The sequence below is a fragment of the Brevundimonas sp. R86498 genome, assembly GCF_044598075.1.
In the GTDB taxonomy this organism is placed as follows: domain Bacteria; phylum Pseudomonadota; class Alphaproteobacteria; order Caulobacterales; family Caulobacteraceae; genus Brevundimonas.
The window spans coordinates 692,992-708,935 of the sequence record NZ_CP139004.1 but is presented as its reverse complement, the minus strand read 5'-3'; the positions used below and the strand labels follow the sequence as shown (position 1 = coordinate 708,935).

The following is a 15,944-nucleotide window of genomic DNA, read 5'->3' as shown; positions in this document are numbered from 1 at the left end:
GGCGCGCGAGAGCGCCGGTCCGGCTAGGACTCGCCCCTATGGAATCGAAGGGCTTCATCATCGCGGGCGCGATCGCCCTGGGTCTGGCGGGTGCGGTCGGGTCGACCGCCCAGCCGGCGGGGGCGCGCCCGGCACACCGTGACGCGCCACTTCATCGCGAGCCTGTCGTGGTCGAACTGTTCACGGCCCAGGGCTGCACCGGGTGCCCTGCTGCCAATCAGGTGGTCGAGACCCTGTCAGACGATCCCGGCATCATCGCCCTGACCTATGCGGTCGACTATTGGGACTATCTGGGCTGGCCCGACACCTTCGCGCGGCCGGAGTTCGCCCGCCGCCAGCGCGACTATCAGGCGGCGATGCAGTTGCGAAACATCTACACGCCCCAGATCGTCATCGACGGCCGGCGCCAGGTCTCGGGAGCAGAGGGCGAGGCGGTCCAGACGGCCGTCGAGGAAGAGGCCGCCCGCCGCGTCTTCCCGCCCCAGATCCAGTTTCGCGCGGGGGACGATGCCGTCGGTATCGGCTCGGGCCGCGCGCCGGCCGGGGGCGCTGATGTCTGGGCCGTGACCTACCGCCCGGGACTTCAGACCGTCGCGGTGGCCGGGGGCGACAACCGCGGCCGCTCGGTCCGGCACATCAATGTCGTCGAGGGCCTGACCCGGCTGGGTGAATGGACCGGCCGTCCCATCCTGCTGGATCTGCCGGAAAGCGCCAACCCGGAAACGGGCGTCGTGGTCATGGTCCAGGGTCGCGACGACCGCCGCATTCTGACGGCAGCACTGCGCTGACCGATCTGCGTGGAGCGCGCGCTACGCTCCGGCCTTCACCGCATGACTCCAGGCGGCGCGGGCGAGAGGTGTGACCTGGGCGGCCGTCTGGATCGCGTGGGCCGAGGCGGCCGTGCCATCGCGCACCCGACCGGCGATGCCTTGGCAAATGGCGGCCAGCCGGAACAGGTTGTAGGCCATCAACCAGTCCAGATTCTGTGGCGCCTGCCGCCCGGTCTGCGCGGCATAGCGCTCCACCGTCTCCGCGACCGAGGGAATACCCAGGGCCTCCAGATCGGCCCCCAGCAGCCCGTTCCTCAGACTGGCCGGCATGACCCAGCCGATCAGCAGATAGGAAAAGTCCGCCATCGGATCGCCCAGGGTCGACAGCTCCCAGTCCAGCACGGCCCGTACCTCGGCCCGGTCCGGGGCCATGATCAGATTGTCGATGCGGAAGTCGCCGTGCACGATCGTCACCGGCCCGTCGGCCGGCAGGCTTTCGGCCAGGAAAGCGATCAGCCGGTCCATCTCCGGGATCGGATCGATCTCGGAGGCCTTGTACTGTTTCGTCCAGCGCGCCACCTGGCGGCCGAAGTAATTCCCTGGACGACCGTAGTCGCCCAGCCCGATGGCTGCAGGATCGAACCGGTGCAGGGCGGCGAGGGCGTCGATCTGGGCATTGTAGATGGCGCGCCGCTCGGCCGGCTCCATCCCCGGCAGCTTCAGGTCCCACAGGACCCGCCCCTCGACCTTGCTCATCACATAGAACATCGAGCCGATCACGCCGTCGTCCGTGCACAGGGCATGGGGCCGGGCGACCGGGTACCCCTGCGCGGACAGGGCCGAGATGACCGTGAACTCCCGGTCGACGGCATGGGCCGATGGCAGCAGCACGCCGGGCGGCTTGCGCCGCAGCACATAGGTCGCCCCCGGCGTCGCCAGCTCATAGGTCGGGTTCGACTGGCCGCCCTTGAACTGCCGGATCGTCAGCGGCCCGGCATAGCCCTCGACATGGTCGCCCATCCAGCGGTCCAGCGCGGCCTCGTCCAGGCGATGGCGGGGATCAACCTCCCGGGTTCCGGAAAAGGCGCTCTGCGGGTCGGTGGCGATATCGGTCATGCGGCCACCAGAATGGCGGCCTTGACCGCGCGGCGCCAGCCCTGAAGCAGCCGGTCACGCTCCGCCGCCCGCATGCGCGGGGTCCAGACGGCCGGGGCCTCACTGTTGCGGGGTTCCAGATCGCCGATCAGCCCGGCCCCCAGCGCCGCCAGCCGCGCCGCGCCCAGGGCCGTCATCTCCTGAAATGCCGGCCGCTCGACCGGAATCTCGCAGATGTCGGCGACGAACTGCATGGCAAAGGCATTGGCCGTCACCCCGCCGTCGACCTTCAGCACGCTGAACGGCGGGGCTCCGTCCCGGGCCAGGGCGTCCAGCAGGTCCCGCGTCTGATAGGCCAGGGCCTCCAGCGCCGCCCGCACGAAATGCGCCGGCCCGGTGTCCCGTGTCAGGCCGACCACCGTGCCCCGCGCCTCCGGCTCCCACCACGGGGCCCCAAGCCCGGTGAACCCCGGCACCAGATAGACCCCGCCATTGTCCGGCAGCGTCTGGGCCATCGCTTCGGATTCCCGGCTGTCGCGGATCATCCCGACCCCGTCCCTCAGCCACTGGATCGCCGACCCGGCCGAAAAGATCGACCCCTCGAGCGCCCAGGCCGCCGTGTTTCCGATCTGATACCCCAAGGTGCCCAGCAGCCGGCTGGACGAGGCCACCGGCCGGTCCCCGACATTGGCGACCAGAAACGCCCCCGTGCCATAGGTGATCTTGGCGTCGCCCGGCTTCAGCGCCCCGTGTCCCACCAGCGCCGCCTGCTGGTCCCCCGCCGAACCGGTGATCGGCAGGCCCCGCCCGAACAGGGCCGGAACGGTCTCACCCCGCGGCTCTGCGCAGCCGACGATCCGGGGCAGGGCGGCCCGGGGTACCCGGAACAGGTCGCACAAATCCTCCCGCCAGGCCCGGGTGTGCAGATCCATCAGCGAAGTCCGGCTGGCATTGGTCGCGTCGGTAACGTGTTGCGCACCCCCGGTCAGCTTCCACACCAGCCAGGCGTCGATTGTCCCCAGCAGGACCTCGCCGCGTTCCGCCCGCGCCCGGCCCTCCGGCACCGCGTCCAGCAGCCAGGCGAATTTCGTCGCCGAGAAATAGGGATCCAGGATCAACCCGGTTGTCGCCTGCACGGTCGCCTCAAGGCCCCCCGCGACCAGGCCGGCGGTCACATCGGCCGTGCGCCGGTCCTGCCAGACGATCGCCCGGTGCAGCGGCTCACCCGTGGCGGCATCCCAGATCACCGCCGTCTCGCGCTGGTTGGTGATGCCGACGGCGGCGAACCGGCCCACGCCGCCCGCCTTGCCGATCGCCTCCCGACAGGTCTGCAGCGTCGCGGCCCAGATCTCGGCCGCGTCATGCTCGACCCAGCCCGAGTGCGGGAAATGCTGGGCCAGCGCGATCTGGCTGACCGCCACCGGATGCAGGCCCTGGTCCTCGCGCAGTTCAAAGGCGATGGCCCGGGTCGAGGTCGTGCCCTGGTCGATGGTAAGGATACAGGTCGTCATGGCGTTTCCACGGTTTTCGCCACCTTACGCGGACCGGGGGGATCGGGTTAAGTGCTCCCATGTCCGACCGCACCGCTTCCTACGAGGGCGTCCTCGACGCCGCCCGCCAGATCGCCCCCGCCGCGGTCCGCACCCCCCTGATCGAAAGCCCGGCCCTGAACGAACGTGTGGGGGGGCGGGTCCTGCTCAAGGCCGAGACCTTGCAGGTCGCCGGGGCCTTCAAATTCCGGGGGGCCTACAACCGGATCAGCCGGCTGAACGCTGCCGAACTTGCCTCAGGCGTCGTCGCCTTCTCGTCCGGCAACCACGCCCAGGGCGTCGCCGCTGCGGCAAGGATGATGGGCACCCGCGCCGTCATCGTCATGCCGGCCGACAGTCCCGCCATCAAGGTCGAGGGGGTCCGGGCATTCGGCGGAGAGGTCCGCCTGTATGACCGCTGGACCGAGAGCCGCGAGGAGATCGGGGCCGCCGTCGCCCGCGAGCGCGGGAGTGTCCTCGTCCCGCCGTTCGACGACCCCTACGTGATCGAGGGCCAGGGCACGACCGCCCTCGAGCTGCTGGATCAGGCCGGGATCCCGATTGACCAGCTGCTGTGCTGCTGCTCGGGCGGCGGGCTGATGGCCGGCATCAATCTGGTGCTGGAGGCGCAGAGTCCGCAGACGCAGAGCTGGGCCGTCGAGCCCGAAAACTATGACGACACCGTCCGATCCCTGGCTGCCGGCGAGCGCACCGGCCACCCGTCCGGCCCACCCTCCATCTGCGATGCGCTCCAGACCCCGATGCCCGGCGTCCTGACCTTCCCCATCAACCGGCGGGTCCTGTCCGGGGCCCTGACCATCAGCGATCGCGAGGCCGCCGACGCCGTCGCCTATGCCTTCCGAACCCTGAAACTGGTGGTCGAGCCGGGTGGAGCGGCCGCCCTGGCCGCCGTCCTCGCCGGCAAGATCGAGACGCAGGGTCGCACCACCGCCGTCATCCTGTCGGGGGGCAATATCGATCCCGCCCTGTTCGCCACCATCATCGAAGGGCGGTTCCAACCTGCCCTCAAGGGAGCCGCCGCATGACCAAGACCAGTGACCTGCAGTCCCTCATCGGTACGGAGGTCGGCGTCTCGCGCTGGATCACCGTCGATCAGGCCCGCATCGATGCCTTCGCCGAGATCACCGAGGACCGCCAGTTCATCCACATCGACCCCGAGGCGGCAAAACACACCCCCTTTGGCGGCACCATCGCCCACGGGTTTCTGACCCTCAGCCTCGCCTCGGCCATGTCCTACGATGCGGTCAGGCCGCTGGACGGCGTGGTCATGGGCGTCAACTACGGCTTCGACAAACTGCGCTTCATCGCCCCCGTCCCCGCCGGCTCCAACATCCGCGGCCGCTTCAAACTCCTGTCCGCCGAGGACAGGGGCGGTGGCCGCTGGCTGCTGAAACACGAGCTGACCGTCGAGATCGAGGGGGCCGACAAGCCCGCCCTGATCGCCGAATGGCTGGGCATGCAGATGGTAGGGTGATGTTGAATTGGACCACTGATTGGTCCATATTTCCGAAATGACCCATATCGCCATTTCGGAAGCCAAAGCCCATCTGACCGATCTCGTGCGCCGCGCTGAAGGGGGAGAGGACGTAATTCTGACCCGCCACGGCAAGGAGGTCATTCGCCTTGTCCCCGTGCGGGCCCCCGGCAAGCTGCGCGAACAGAGGGCGGAGGCGATCCGCGCCGCTCAGGCGCTGGTCGGCGATCTCCCGCCGGATTTTGACGCCGCGCGCAGTCAGGACTTCCTCTACGACGACGACGGCCTGCCGGCGTGATCGCCGTCGACAGTTCGGCCTTGATCGAGGTTCTGGCGCGTCAGCCGCTGGGCCTGCGCTGCATGGACGCGCTTCTGGACAACCGGCTGATCATTTCGGCGGCGACCCTGACGGAGACGCTGATCGTGGGGTCCCGCGAGGAGTTCAGATCGGCGATCCGCCCCTTCCTTGCGGAGCTGAATCTGGAGGTCATCCCTGTGGATGAGGTTTTCGCCGAGCGCGCGGCCGCCGCCTACCGCCGCTGGGGCAAGGGCTTCCACGCCGCCTACCTGAATTATGGCGACAGCTTCAGCTATGCCCTGGCGGAAATGTATGACTGCCCGCTGCTCTACGTCGGCAACGACTTCTCCCGGACCGACATTCGCAGCGCGCTCGCACCGGCCTGACCGAACGCCGCCAGCCGCGCGTCCAGTCCCGTGCGTACGGCCGGCCATTCCCCGGCCAGGATGGAGAAGATCACCGAACTGCGGATCCGTCCGGTCCAGGTGATCTTGTCGTTCCGCATCACGCCTTCGCGCACCCCGCCGAGCTTCGTCACCGCCGCCTGACTGCGCAGATTGAGCTGGTCGACCTGGAACGCCACCCGGTTCGCCCCGGCGGCGAAGGCGTGCTCCAGCATCAGCCGCTTGGCCGCAGGGTTGACCGCCCCGCCTCTGGCCTCGGGCCGATAGTAGGTGCAGCCGATCTCGACCGTTTGGTAGGTCGGATGGATGTCGATGAAGGCCGACACCCCCACGACCTCGCCGCCCCGGATCACCGCGAACGGCAGCCAGGTTCCCGCCGCCTGGAACCCCCGCAGCCGGTCCCAGCTCGCGTCGAACTGATCGCCGCCGAACGAGATCGAATACAGCGCCGGCCACAGCTCCGGATCGGCGTTGCAGGCGACGCGGAGCGGCTCCTTGTGACGCTCCTCGAACGGCTCCAGCCGGACGAAGTCGTTCTCAAGAACCGCCGATGTGACGTTCATTCCCCCAGACACCTCAGCGCCACTTCCAGATTGCGCAGGCCATCCTCGCCGGTGACCGCCGGGGTCTCGCCGGTGCGGATGGCGTGGGCGAAGCTTTCCAGCTCCTTCTTCAGCGGCTCGTTGGGCCAGCTGTTGACCGCCCGGGTCTGGTAGCTGCCGTCGGGCTGCTGGCCGAAATATTCGGTCACCTGTCGCGTCATCAGGTCGGCGACCACGAACTTGCCCTGCGTCGCCACCTGCAGGGTGCGGACCTTGTAGGGGGTGACCCAGTTGGTGGTGATATGGGCGATCACCCCGTTCTCCATGCGGAACTGGAGCAGGGCTGTGTCCTCGCGCTCGGCGCGGGTCCGGGCCAGCTGCGGCTGGACCTCGGCCACTTCCGAGCCCGTCAGGTGGCGGATGATGTCGATGTCATGCACCGCCAGATCGATGACCACGCCGACCTCGCCCATGCGGGGCGGGAAGGGGCCCACGCGGGTGATCTGGATCGAGATCACCTGTTCGTCGGCGATGGCCCGCTTGACCGCCTCGACCGCCGGATTGAACCGCTCGACCTGGCCGACCATCAAGACGCGGTTGTTGGCCTTGGCCGCATCGATCATGCGCCGGGCGTCGGCCACGGTCGCCGCGATCGGCTTTTCGACCAGCACATGGACGCCCCGCTCCAGCAGGGCCACCGACAGGTCCGCATGGGTGCGGTTGGGGGTCGACACCACCGCCGCGTCCAGCCCCGCCTCGACGAAGGCCTGGGCCGTCGTCACGCCCTCGGCCCCATGGACCTCGGCCACGCCCCGGGCGGTGTCGGGGTCCATGTCGAAGATGGTGGTCAGGTCGAACTCGCGGATGTCCGACAGGACCCGCGCATGGTTGCGGCCCATGACGCCGACGCCGGCGACGCCGACCTTCAGTGGGGGGATGGTCTGGATCATGGTCAGGCCCTGTAGCTGGCGACGGCGGTGACGATCCGGTCCTGGGTCGCCTCGTCCAGATCGGAATGCATCGGCAGGCTGATGACCACGTCCTTCTTGGCCTCGGTCACCGGCAGGCCCTGCGGCCCGCGCGGATGGTGCTCATAGGCCGGCTGCAGATGGCAGGGGATCGGATAGTAGACGGCCGAGGGCACGCCCTGCGCCGCCAGATGCTTGGCCAGACCGTCCCGGTCCGGATGCTCGATCGTGTACTGGGCCCAGTTGGACACGTTCCCGGCGGGCACGAACGGCACCGCCGTGACGTGGGGGGCCAGCAGTTCGTTGTAGCGGGCGGCGATCCGGTTGCGCCACACGATCTCGTCCGGAAAGACCTTCAGCTTCTCGATCAGGACGGCGGCCTGCACCGTGTCCAGCCGCGAGTTCATGCCCACACGCATGTTCAGATATTTGGTCTCGTGCTCGAAGGTGCGCCCGACCAGATCCTTGGCCACCGCCTTGCCGTGCACGCGGTAGCTGTCCATCTCCTGAGCCAGATCCTCGTCGTCGGTCAGCACCGCGCCGCCGTCGCCGTAACACCCCAGCGGCTTGGCCGGAAAGAAGCTGGTCGTCGTCACATCGGCCCATTTCAGCGGATGGTCGCCGTCGATCGTACAGCCGAACCCCTGGGCCGAATCCGCGATCAGCTTCAGCCCGTGTTTGTCACAGATGGCCTTGATGGCGGGATAGTCGGCCGGCTGGCCGAACAGGTCCACGGCGATAACGACCCGGGGGCGCAACTTGCCCTCGGCGATGGTGGCCTCGATCGCGGCCTCCAGATGGCCGGGGTCCATATTGTAGGTCTTCGCGTCGATATCGATGAAGACCGGGGTCGCCCCGAGCCACGGCACCACCTCGGCCGTGGCGCAGAAGGTGAAGCTGGGCACGAACACCGCATCGCCCGGCCGGATGCCCCAGGCCATCAGCGGCAGGACCAGCGCCTCGGTGCCGTTGGCGCAACCGAGAGCGTATTTCGCCTGACCGAAAGCGGCCAGCGCCGTCTCGAACTCGCGCACCGGCGGGCCCATGACATAGGCCCCGCTCTCGACGGCGGCCATCAGGGCGGCCTCGATCTTGCCGCCGAGGCGACGGCGCTGCGCCTGAAGGTCGATGAAGGGAATGGTCATGCGGGGGGGACCTCTCTCGGGACGGGGCCGGGCGCTGCGGACATACGCGAGGGGCGCGGCCGGTCGAAGGCAGGGCCGCCGTCTAACCCGGCCGGTGCCCGAACACCAAACGGCCGGGAGTCACTTCGCGTTGCGCCGTGCAACGCGCGCCCCTATCCAGTCCATCGTCAGCCTGCGGAGTTCCCTGCCTTGAAAGCGTCCCCGACCGCCGTCCCCGCCGTCTTTCTGGATCGCGACGGCGTCCTCATCACCGACAGCGGCTATCCCCATCTGGAAGAGCATCTGGTGATGATCCCGGGTGCGGCCGATGCGGTGCGGCGGCTCAATACCCTGGGCTATCTGGTGGTGATCGTCACCAACCAGTCGGGCGTCGGGCGTGGCCTGTTCAGCGAGGACCAGATGCAGGCCTTCAACGCCCTGCTGGTGCGCCGGCTGGCGGCGAAGGGCGCGCGGATCGGGGCGGTCTATGCCTGTCCCTTCCATGATGAGGCCGAGGACCCGAAATGGCGTCACCCGGACCATCCGGATCGCAAGCCCAACCCCGGCATGATCCTGCGGGCCATCGCCGAGCATAACATCGACCCCGCCCGGTCTTTCCTGATCGGTGACCGGGCCTCGGACATCGAGGCTGCCCGTCGCGCCGGCCTGCCCGGCTTCCTGTTCGACGGCCCCGATCTGGACCGGTTTGTGCGCGACCTGCTCGGCGGCTGATCGCAATTCCGCGCCGCATGAAATAGTCTGGGGGCGACGCGGGGGCGTCGTGACCAGGAGACCTGCGTTTGACCGATTCAAGCCTGTTTTCGGAGCGTCGCTGGTCCAGCACCGACGGCCTCGGCCTTTATGCCCGGGACTATCCGGGCGCGGACGGTCCGGCGCGTCTGCCGGTCATCGCCATCCATGGGCTGACCCGCAATTCGGCCGATTTCGAGCTCATCGCCCCCCTGATCGCACGCAGTGGCCGCCGGGTCCTGGCGCTCGACATCCGCGGCCGGGGCCGATCGGACCGCGCCTCGGATCCCATGACCTACCAGCCCCCGGTCTATGCGAAGGATGTGCTGGCCCTGCTGGAGGCCGCCGGCATTGAGCGGGCGGTCTTCCTCGGCACCTCCATGGGCGGGCTGATCACCATGGCGATCACGGCCCTGAAGACCCGGGTCGTGGCCGCCGCGATCCTGAACGACATCGGCCCGGCCGTTTCGCCCGAGGGTCTGGCCCGCATCGCCGCCTATTCCGGCCAGCCGGTCGAGACCCCGACCTGGGCCGCCGCCGCCGACTATGCCCGCCGCATCAATGCGGTGGCCTTCCCCCTCTATGGCGACGCCGACTGGGAGGCCTTCGCCCGCCGCATCTTCCGCGACGGCACCGAGGGGTCACCGGTGCTGGACTATGATCCTGACATCGCCGTGCCGATCCGCGCCGGCGGGGCCGGGGCCCTGGTCCCCAATCTGTGGCCGTATTTCCGCCGGCTGGCGAAGAAGCGCCCGACCCTGCTGATCCGCGGCGGGACCTCGGACCTTCTGGGCCCGGACATCGCCGCCCGCATGCGCAAGGCCGCCCCCGAGATGCACTATGCGGAGGTCCCCGGCGTCGGCCACGCCCCCATGCTGGACGAGCCCGAGGCCCGGTCCGCCATCTTCGAATTCCTGCGCGACGTGCCCTAGGCCTTGCGCACGAACTCGGTCCGCAGCACCAGACCGCGCACCTTGTCGACATTGGCCTCGATCTCGTCGGTGTCATCGGTCAGGCGGATGTTCTTGACCAGCGTCCCGCGCTTCAGCGTCACCCCGCCCGAGCCCTTGACCTTCAGGTCCTTGATCAGGGTCACACTGTCGCCGTCGGACAGGATGTTGCCGTTGGAATCCTTGGTCGGGTCGTCGGTCATCAGGAACTCGGAATGCAATAAAGCGCGGCTGTTCGCGCAGAGAGCGGTTCTCTAGGCCTCGGGAACGTTGGCGTCCAACTCCTCCAGCCACACCCGTGCGTTCCCGTCGGACGGGGCCCGCCAGTCGCCGCGCGGGCTCAGCGAGCCGCCCGTCACCACCTTGGGGCCGTTGGGCAGGGCCGAGCGCTTGAACTGGCTGGTCTGGAAGAACCGGATCAGGAATTTCCGCAGCCAGCCCCTGATCGTCGCCAGATCGTAGGCGACCCGCTCATCCTCCGGCGTATTCGCCGGCCAGGACCCGCGCGCGGCGTCGCCCCAGGCCTGATGCGCCAGATAGGCCACCTTGGACGGGCTCATGCCGAAGCGGGTGATGTGGAACAGGAAGAAGTCGTTCAGGGCATAGGGGCCCACCGTCCCTTCCGTTGACTGGATCTTCCCGTCCGCCCCGGCCGGCACCAGCTCGGGCGAGATCTCCGTGTCCACGATGGCCTGCAGCACATCGGCCGCCCCGGCCATCTCCGGCCGCCCCGCGACCCAGCGGATCAGGTGCCGGATCAGGGTCTTGGCCACCCCGCCGTTGACATTGTAGTGGCTCATATGGTCGCCGACGCCATAGGTGGCCCAGCCCAGCGCCAGCTCCGACAGGTCGCCGGTCCCCAGCACGAAGGCCCGGTTCTGGCCCGCCAGCCGGAACAGATAGTCGGTCCGCAGACCCGCCTGCACATTCTCGAACGTCACGTCGTGAACCGGGGCGTCGACGGTATGGGCATGGCCGATGTCGGCCAGCATCCGCTCCGCCGCCGGGCGGATGTCGATCTCCTCCCCCGTGACCCCCAGCGTCCGCATCAGCGCCCAGGCGTTGGACTTCGTCCCTTCCGAGGTCGCGAACCCCGGCATGGTGTAGCCGAGAATGTTTGTCCGCGGCAGGTTCAGCCGGTCGAACGCCCGGCATGCCACCAGCAGGGCCTGGGTCGAATCCAGTCCGCCCGACACCCCGATGACCAGCCGCTCCGCCCCGGTCCCCGTCATCCGTCGCATCAGGCCCTGAACCTGGATGTTGAAGGCCTCGAAACAGTCCTGGTCCAGCCGGGCCGGATCGTCCGGCACGAAGGGGAAGCGGTCGAGTGGACGGCGTAATCCTCCCCCATCGGGGGAGGTGGCGCGGCGCGGCTTCGCGCCGTGACGGAGGGGGCCCACACCACGCGGGGTGCCCGGGGTTGCCCCCTCCACCACTTCGTGGTCCCCCTCCCCCGATGGGGGAGGAAGACGGAACCCCAACCGGATATAGCCCTCCTCGTCCAGCTCGCGCCGGGCGCAGTCGGCAAAGGTGCCGGTGCGCATCCGCTCCTGGCCGATCCGCTCGACGTCGACGTCGGCGATCGTCAGATGGCCCTCGACCGCGAACCGCTCGCCCGAGGCCAGCCGGGTGCCCAGTTCATGGATCGTCGCCTGACCGTCCCAGGCCAGGTCTGTGGTGCTCTCGCCCCAGCCCGAGGCGGCGAAGACATAGGCCGCCATGGCCCGGGCCGACTGGCTGGCGCACAACAGGGCCCGCTCCTCCGCCTTGCCGATGACGATGTTGGACGCCGACAGGTTCGCAAGGATCCGCGCCCCGGCCAGGGCCTGACGCGTCGAGGGCGGCAGGGGGGCCCAGTAGTCCTCGCAGATCTCGACCCCGACCACGAACCCCGGCCGCTCGTCGGCCTCGAACAGCAGCCGCGTCCCGATCCAGCTGTCGCGCCCGTCGATCCGGATCGTCTCCGCCCCGATGTCGTCCCCGGACGAGAACCAGCGCTTCTCATAGTATTCGCGGTAGTTGGGCAGATAGGTCTTGGGCACCACGCCCACGATCTCCCCGCCCGCCAGCATCACGGCGCCGTTCAGCAGCCGGTCGCCGTGTCGGATCGGGGCCCCGACCACTGCCGCCACCCCGGCCTCGCCCGCCACGGCGGCCAGGGTCCCCAGCTGACGCTCCACCCCGTCCAGCAGGGCCGTCTGCAGATGCAGGTCGTCGATGGCGTAGGCGCTCAGCGACAGCTCGGGGAACACCACCAGCTCGCAGCCCTGCGCCGCCGCCGACCGGATCAGGTCCGCATGGGCCTGCCCGTTGCTCACGGGATCGGCGATGTGCACCACAGGCGTCGCCGCCGCCACCCGCACGAAACCGTGGGTGCGGGGAGAATGAAAGTCGCGACAGTCAGCCATGGCTCGGTCCGGAGCGTCCCGGAAGGGACGGGGTCCGGACGGTTCTATCAGGCTGGGGTCGGGGACGCCAAAGGGGGTGCCCCGGCGCCCCCGCCCCGGTCAGGGCTCGCGTCGGGGCGGCAGGGTGTCGGCCGCCCTCACCATCTGCACGAAGGCCGCGCGTTCGCCGTAGGGGTCCTCGCCCCGCGCCCCCTGGGCCAGACCCAGGATGGCGTCGGTGTCGAAGTCGGCGCTCATCCACGGATCGCCCCGCAGACGCTGGCCAAAGGCAGCGACGGCGAGGGCCCAGCGGGTCGAGTCCGGGGCCCGCGCCACCGCCGTGCCCGCCCCGTCGCCAGAGATCGCCGTCTGGATCAGCCGTGAGTCCGGCTCGCCCGGCCGTTTGTAGCGGACCTGGACAAAGCCGATCTCGCCGTTCGGGTCCCCGCCCGCCGGGGCCCGGTCCGCGCGGTTGCCGTCATAGCGCCGCTCGGGAATCTGGCTGCGCCCACCCACCGGGGTGATCTCGTACAGGGCCGTGACCGAGGCCCCGGAGCCGACCTCCCCCGCATCGACCGCGTCGTTGGCGAAGTCCGCCTCGTCCAGAAGCCGCGTCTCATAGCCGATCAGCCGGTATTCGCTGACCCGGGCGGGATTGAACTCGACCTGGATCTTGACGTCGTCGGCGATGGGGAAGGCCCCGCGGTCGAAGGCCGGCCCGAACAGCCGCCGGGCCTCGTCCAGACTGTCGACATAGGCGGCGACGCCATTGCCCGACTGGGCGATCGTCTGCATCCGGTCGTCCTGGTAGTTGCCGCGCCCGAAGCCATAGACCGACAGATAGATGCCGGTCTTGCGCCTGTCGGCGACATAGTCCTCCAGCCGCCGGTCGTCGGTGACCCCGACATTGAAGTCCCCGTCGGTGAACATCAGGATGCGGTTGACCTTGTCGGTGCCGAAGGCCGCTTCGGCCTGCTCATAGGCATTGACCATGCCCTGCGCGCCCGCCGTCGACCCGCCGGCCCTCAGCGAGGCGACGGCGCAACGCAGCTTCAGCTTCTCTGACCCCGAGGTGGGCGCGACCGCTGTGCCGGCGGACGAGGCGTAGTAGGTCACCGCCAGCCGGTCCTCGGGCCGCAGCCGGTCGATGATCAGATTCATCGCCTGCTGCGCCAGACCCAGCTTGTCCGGCGCTCCCATCGAGCCCGAGACATCGACCATGAAGGTCAGGTTCAGCGGCCGGCGCTCCCCGGCCGGCAGCTCATGGCCCTGAAGGCCGATGTGGACGATCTGACGCCCGGGCGACCAGGGCGAGGCGACCACCGCCGTCGTCACCGCAAAGGGCTCGTCCGCGCTGCCGGGCCGGGCATAGCCATAGTCGAAATAGTTGATCATCTCCTCGACCCGCACGGCGTCGCGCGGCGGGGTCGTGCCCTCGCCGATGAAGCGGCGGACATTGGCATAGGCGGCGGTGTCGACATCGATCGAAAAGGTCGAGACCGGGGCCTCGGACACCCGTTTGACGGGATTGGGCGTGGCGTCGGGATAGCGTTCGGTGTCGGCAGGTGGGACCGTCTGCCCGGGCCAGATGCGCGACCCCGTGACCACGATCGGATCGCTGCCTCCGACGACCGCAGGCCGCATCGGAGCGGGCGGGGCGGGTGGCGGTGGCGGTGGGGGAGGCGGGGGCGGCGGGGCCCCGTACTCGACCCGGTCCTCCCTCCGCGTCGGTTCGATCGGCATTGTGACCGGGGGCGGTGGAGCCTGGCCGGACCCCGGGGCGCTCGCCACGGGAGGACGGGGAAGAGGAGGAGGGGGCCTCCGCTCGGCCTCGGTTCGCAGGTCGAACCCGAGGGGTAAACAGGCCGCAGCGCTGGCGACGCCGTCCCCGGTCTGGAGCCCGGCCGGCCCGGTCACCGGGGTCCCGGCGGCCGCGCCGGGAATGCCCCCGGGTGCCGCGAGCGCCAGCCCCACCACCGCCGCCAGTCCCCGCTTCAACACCTTCTCCGGCATCGCATCCTCCCGGTTTCTTGTCGTTACGGACAGGAGGCTGCCCGCCCTGGGGCGAAACTATGGCGTGTATGGCCCACGAAAGCGTGTTCAGGAGGCGGCAAGGCCCGACCGCGCGGCGTCGGCCGTCAGGACACGGTCAGAGGCGCGACCCGAAGGACTGGGCCGAGTCCGGATACGAAAGGCCGTCATGATGCGGGCCTGGACGCTTCAGCCGGGACGCGCGTCCCTCGTGTCGCATGCGCCGGACCCCCTCCGACCAATCCGGCAGGGCGTCGGTGTCGGCGACCCAGCGGACCATGCTCGCCTCGACGGCAATCTCCCGAAGCCGGGGCAGGGCTGCACCGTGAGGCCCGCTGACGACATAGGCCAGCATGGCCGCCTCATCGCGCCAGACCGTCAGGGTCCAGAAGGCCTGATCGTCATCGCGCTTCACCGCCCCGGCCAGCCAGCCCTCGGCCTTGCGGATCTGCGCCATGCTCCGCCCGGCATGGAAGACGAACTCGGGCATGGACAGCAGGGAGCGGGGGCGAAAGCGGGTGACGCTGACGATGGGCATGGGCTGTCTCTTGAAGGGGCGTATCGCGCTCAGGTGCCGGACGGCCCGTCGCCCCTCCCTATCACGCCCCGCGTGACGCGGCCGTCCGTCTCCGTTAAGCGGACGGGATGAACGATACGCCGAAGAAGGGCTGGTTCCAGCGGCTCAGCGCCGGGCTGGCCCGCTCGTCCCAGCAGATGACCGAGACGGTGGTCGGGGCCTTTGTGAAGGAGCCCCTGTCCGAGGCCGCGCTGGAGGGGCTGGAAGAGCATCTGCTGGAAAGCGATCTGGGGCCCGCCGCCACCGACCGGATCGTGGCCCGCTTCCGCGACCTGCGCTTCGGCAAGGTGTCCGATGAGCGTGAGGTCAAGGAGGCCCTGGCCGAGGCCGTCGCCGCCGAGCTTCTGCCGCGTCAGGCGACCTTTGACCCGCTGGGGTCCGACGGCGTGGCCGGCGGCATCAAACCCTTCGTGGTCCTGTTCGTCGGGGTCAACGGCTCGGGCAAGACCACGACCCTGGGCAAGATCGCTGCCGACCTGACGGGGCAGGGGGCCAGGGTCATGATCGTGGCCGGCGACACCTTCCGGGCCGCCGCCCGCGAACAGCTGAAAGTTTGGGCCGAGCGCTCCGGGGCCCATTTCGAAAGCCGCCGGGACGGTGCCGATCCGGCCGGTCTGGCCTTCGACGCCTATACGAAGGCGCGGGCCGAGGGCTTCGATGTGGTCCTGATCGACACCGCCGGGCGGCTGCAGAACAAGTCGGCCCTGATGGACGAACTGCTCAAGATCGTGCGGGTGCTAAAAAAGATCGATCCGGACGCCCCGCACGAGACCCTGCTGGTGCTGGACGCCACGGTGGGGCGGAACGCCCTGGCCCAGGAACAGATCTTCGGCCGCACCGCCTTCGTCACCGGCCTGGTCATGACCAAGCTGGACGGCACGGCGCGCGGCGGGGTTCTGGTGCCCGTGGCCCAGGCGTCCGACGCCCCCATCAAGCTGATCGGGGTGGGCGAAGGCATCGAGGACCTGCAACCCTTCGACGCCCGGGCCTTTTCAAGATCGCTGGTGGGGCTCGAGGACTGAAC

17 protein-coding genes are annotated in these 15,944 nt (G+C 69.4%); 8 read left to right on the top strand and 9 right to left on the bottom strand.

The features are described from left to right. Positions 1–38: 38 nt before the first annotated feature. The gene (locus SJY26_RS03610) at positions 39–788 is read left to right on the top strand and encodes a DUF1223 domain-containing protein (RefSeq protein ID WP_396594792.1); all 750 of its coding nucleotides are present in this window, start codon (positions 39–41) and stop codon (positions 786–788) included. A gap of 21 nt (positions 789–809) precedes the next feature. Here the strand turns inward: SJY26_RS03610 and SJY26_RS03605 are convergent, their stop codons facing one another. Both SJY26_RS03605 and glpK read right to left on the bottom strand, forming a co-directional pair. Then, the gene (locus SJY26_RS03605) at positions 810–1,886 is read right to left on the bottom strand and encodes a phosphotransferase family protein (RefSeq protein ID WP_396594791.1); all 1,077 of its coding nucleotides are present in this window, start codon (positions 1,884–1,886) and stop codon (positions 810–812) included. Beyond that, positions 1,883–3,376, bottom strand: coding sequence for a glycerol kinase GlpK (glpK, locus tag SJY26_RS03600; RefSeq protein WP_396594790.1), 1,494 nt, complete (start codon positions 3,374–3,376; stop codon positions 1,883–1,885). The genes SJY26_RS03605 and glpK overlap by 4 nt, the downstream gene beginning before the upstream one ends. 59 nt (positions 3,377–3,435) lie before the next feature. On the opposite strand from glpK, the gene SJY26_RS03595 reads away from it, so the two are divergent. Genes SJY26_RS03595 through SJY26_RS03580 form a run of 4 tightly spaced genes read left to right on the top strand, consistent with a single transcriptional unit; the run spans position 3,436 to position 5,573 of the window. Further along, positions 3,436–4,440, top strand: coding sequence for a threonine/serine dehydratase (locus SJY26_RS03595; RefSeq protein WP_396594789.1), 1,005 nt, complete (start codon positions 3,436–3,438; stop codon positions 4,438–4,440). Further along, positions 4,437–4,889, top strand: a complete 453-nt coding sequence (locus SJY26_RS03590) for a MaoC family dehydratase (protein WP_396594788.1) — start codon at positions 4,437–4,439, stop codon at positions 4,887–4,889. The genes SJY26_RS03595 and SJY26_RS03590 overlap by 4 nt, the downstream gene beginning before the upstream one ends. 19 nt (positions 4,890–4,908) lie before the next feature. Next, on the top strand, positions 4,909–5,187 hold the full coding sequence (locus SJY26_RS03585; RefSeq protein ID WP_396594787.1) for a type II toxin-antitoxin system Phd/YefM family antitoxin: 279 nt from the start codon (positions 4,909–4,911) through the stop codon (positions 5,185–5,187). Then, entirely contained in the window at positions 5,184–5,573 is a 390-nt protein-coding gene (locus SJY26_RS03580; RefSeq protein ID WP_396594786.1) for a type II toxin-antitoxin system VapC family toxin, read from the top strand. The genes SJY26_RS03585 and SJY26_RS03580 overlap by 4 nt, the downstream gene beginning before the upstream one ends. Here the strand turns inward: SJY26_RS03580 and SJY26_RS03575 are convergent. From SJY26_RS03575 to SJY26_RS03565, 3 genes are read right to left on the bottom strand one after another with little or no spacing between them, the layout of a single operon-like run. After that, a complete protein-coding gene (locus tag SJY26_RS03575; RefSeq protein WP_396594785.1) occupies positions 5,516–6,154 on the bottom strand; it encodes a GNAT family N-acetyltransferase in 639 nt (212 codons plus the stop codon). The genes SJY26_RS03580 and SJY26_RS03575 overlap by 58 nt on opposite strands. Continuing rightward, positions 6,151–7,083: a Gfo/Idh/MocA family protein gene (locus SJY26_RS03570; protein ID WP_396594784.1), complete on the bottom strand. Its 933-nt coding sequence runs from the start codon at positions 7,081–7,083 to the stop codon at positions 6,151–6,153. The genes SJY26_RS03575 and SJY26_RS03570 overlap by 4 nt, the downstream gene beginning before the upstream one ends. Positions 7,084–7,085: 2 nt before the next feature. Beyond that, positions 7,086–8,246 (bottom strand): DegT/DnrJ/EryC1/StrS family aminotransferase, encoded by a 1,161-nt coding sequence (locus tag SJY26_RS03565; RefSeq protein WP_396594783.1) that lies wholly within the window; start codon positions 8,244–8,246, stop codon positions 7,086–7,088. A 189-nt stretch (positions 8,247–8,435) separates the two neighbouring features. Between SJY26_RS03565 and SJY26_RS03560 the strand changes: the two genes are divergently transcribed. Together SJY26_RS03560 and SJY26_RS03555 are read left to right on the top strand one after the other, a co-directional pair. Beyond that, positions 8,436–8,957 (top strand): D-glycero-alpha-D-manno-heptose-1,7-bisphosphate 7-phosphatase, encoded by a 522-nt coding sequence (locus SJY26_RS03560; RefSeq protein WP_396594782.1) that lies wholly within the window; start codon positions 8,436–8,438, stop codon positions 8,955–8,957. A 68-nt stretch (positions 8,958–9,025) separates the two neighbouring features. Then, complete coding sequence (locus SJY26_RS03555) at positions 9,026–9,907, top strand: alpha/beta fold hydrolase (RefSeq protein ID WP_396594781.1); 882 nt, start codon at positions 9,026–9,028, stop codon at positions 9,905–9,907. Here SJY26_RS03555 and SJY26_RS03550 read toward each other — a convergent pair. The 4 genes from SJY26_RS03550 to SJY26_RS03535 all read right to left on the bottom strand — a co-directional run bounded on the left by SJY26_RS03550 (position 9,904) and on the right by SJY26_RS03535 (position 14,881). After that, positions 9,904–10,128: an alkylphosphonate utilization protein gene (locus tag SJY26_RS03550; RefSeq protein ID WP_396594780.1), complete on the bottom strand. Its 225-nt coding sequence runs from the start codon at positions 10,126–10,128 to the stop codon at positions 9,904–9,906. The genes SJY26_RS03555 and SJY26_RS03550 overlap by 4 nt on opposite strands. 51 nt (positions 10,129–10,179) lie before the next feature. Beyond that, positions 10,180–12,333, bottom strand: a complete 2,154-nt coding sequence (locus SJY26_RS03545) for an NAD(+) synthase (protein WP_396594779.1) — start codon at positions 12,331–12,333, stop codon at positions 10,180–10,182. A 99-nt stretch (positions 12,334–12,432) separates the two neighbouring features. Continuing rightward, positions 12,433–14,325 carry a von Willebrand factor type A domain-containing protein gene (locus SJY26_RS03540; RefSeq protein WP_396594778.1) on the bottom strand — a complete coding sequence of 631 codons (1,893 nt, stop codon included), beginning with the start codon at positions 14,323–14,325 and terminating at the stop codon, positions 12,433–12,435. Between the two features lie 136 nt (positions 14,326–14,461). Then, positions 14,462–14,881, bottom strand: coding sequence for a DUF3291 domain-containing protein (locus SJY26_RS03535; protein WP_396594777.1), 420 nt, complete (start codon positions 14,879–14,881; stop codon positions 14,462–14,464). A 107-nt stretch (positions 14,882–14,988) separates the two neighbouring features. Between SJY26_RS03535 and ftsY the strand changes: the two genes are divergently transcribed. Continuing rightward, positions 14,989–15,942: a signal recognition particle-docking protein FtsY gene (gene ftsY / locus SJY26_RS03530; protein WP_396594776.1), complete on the top strand. Its 954-nt coding sequence runs from the start codon at positions 14,989–14,991 to the stop codon at positions 15,940–15,942. Positions 15,943–15,944 lie beyond the last annotated feature (2 nt).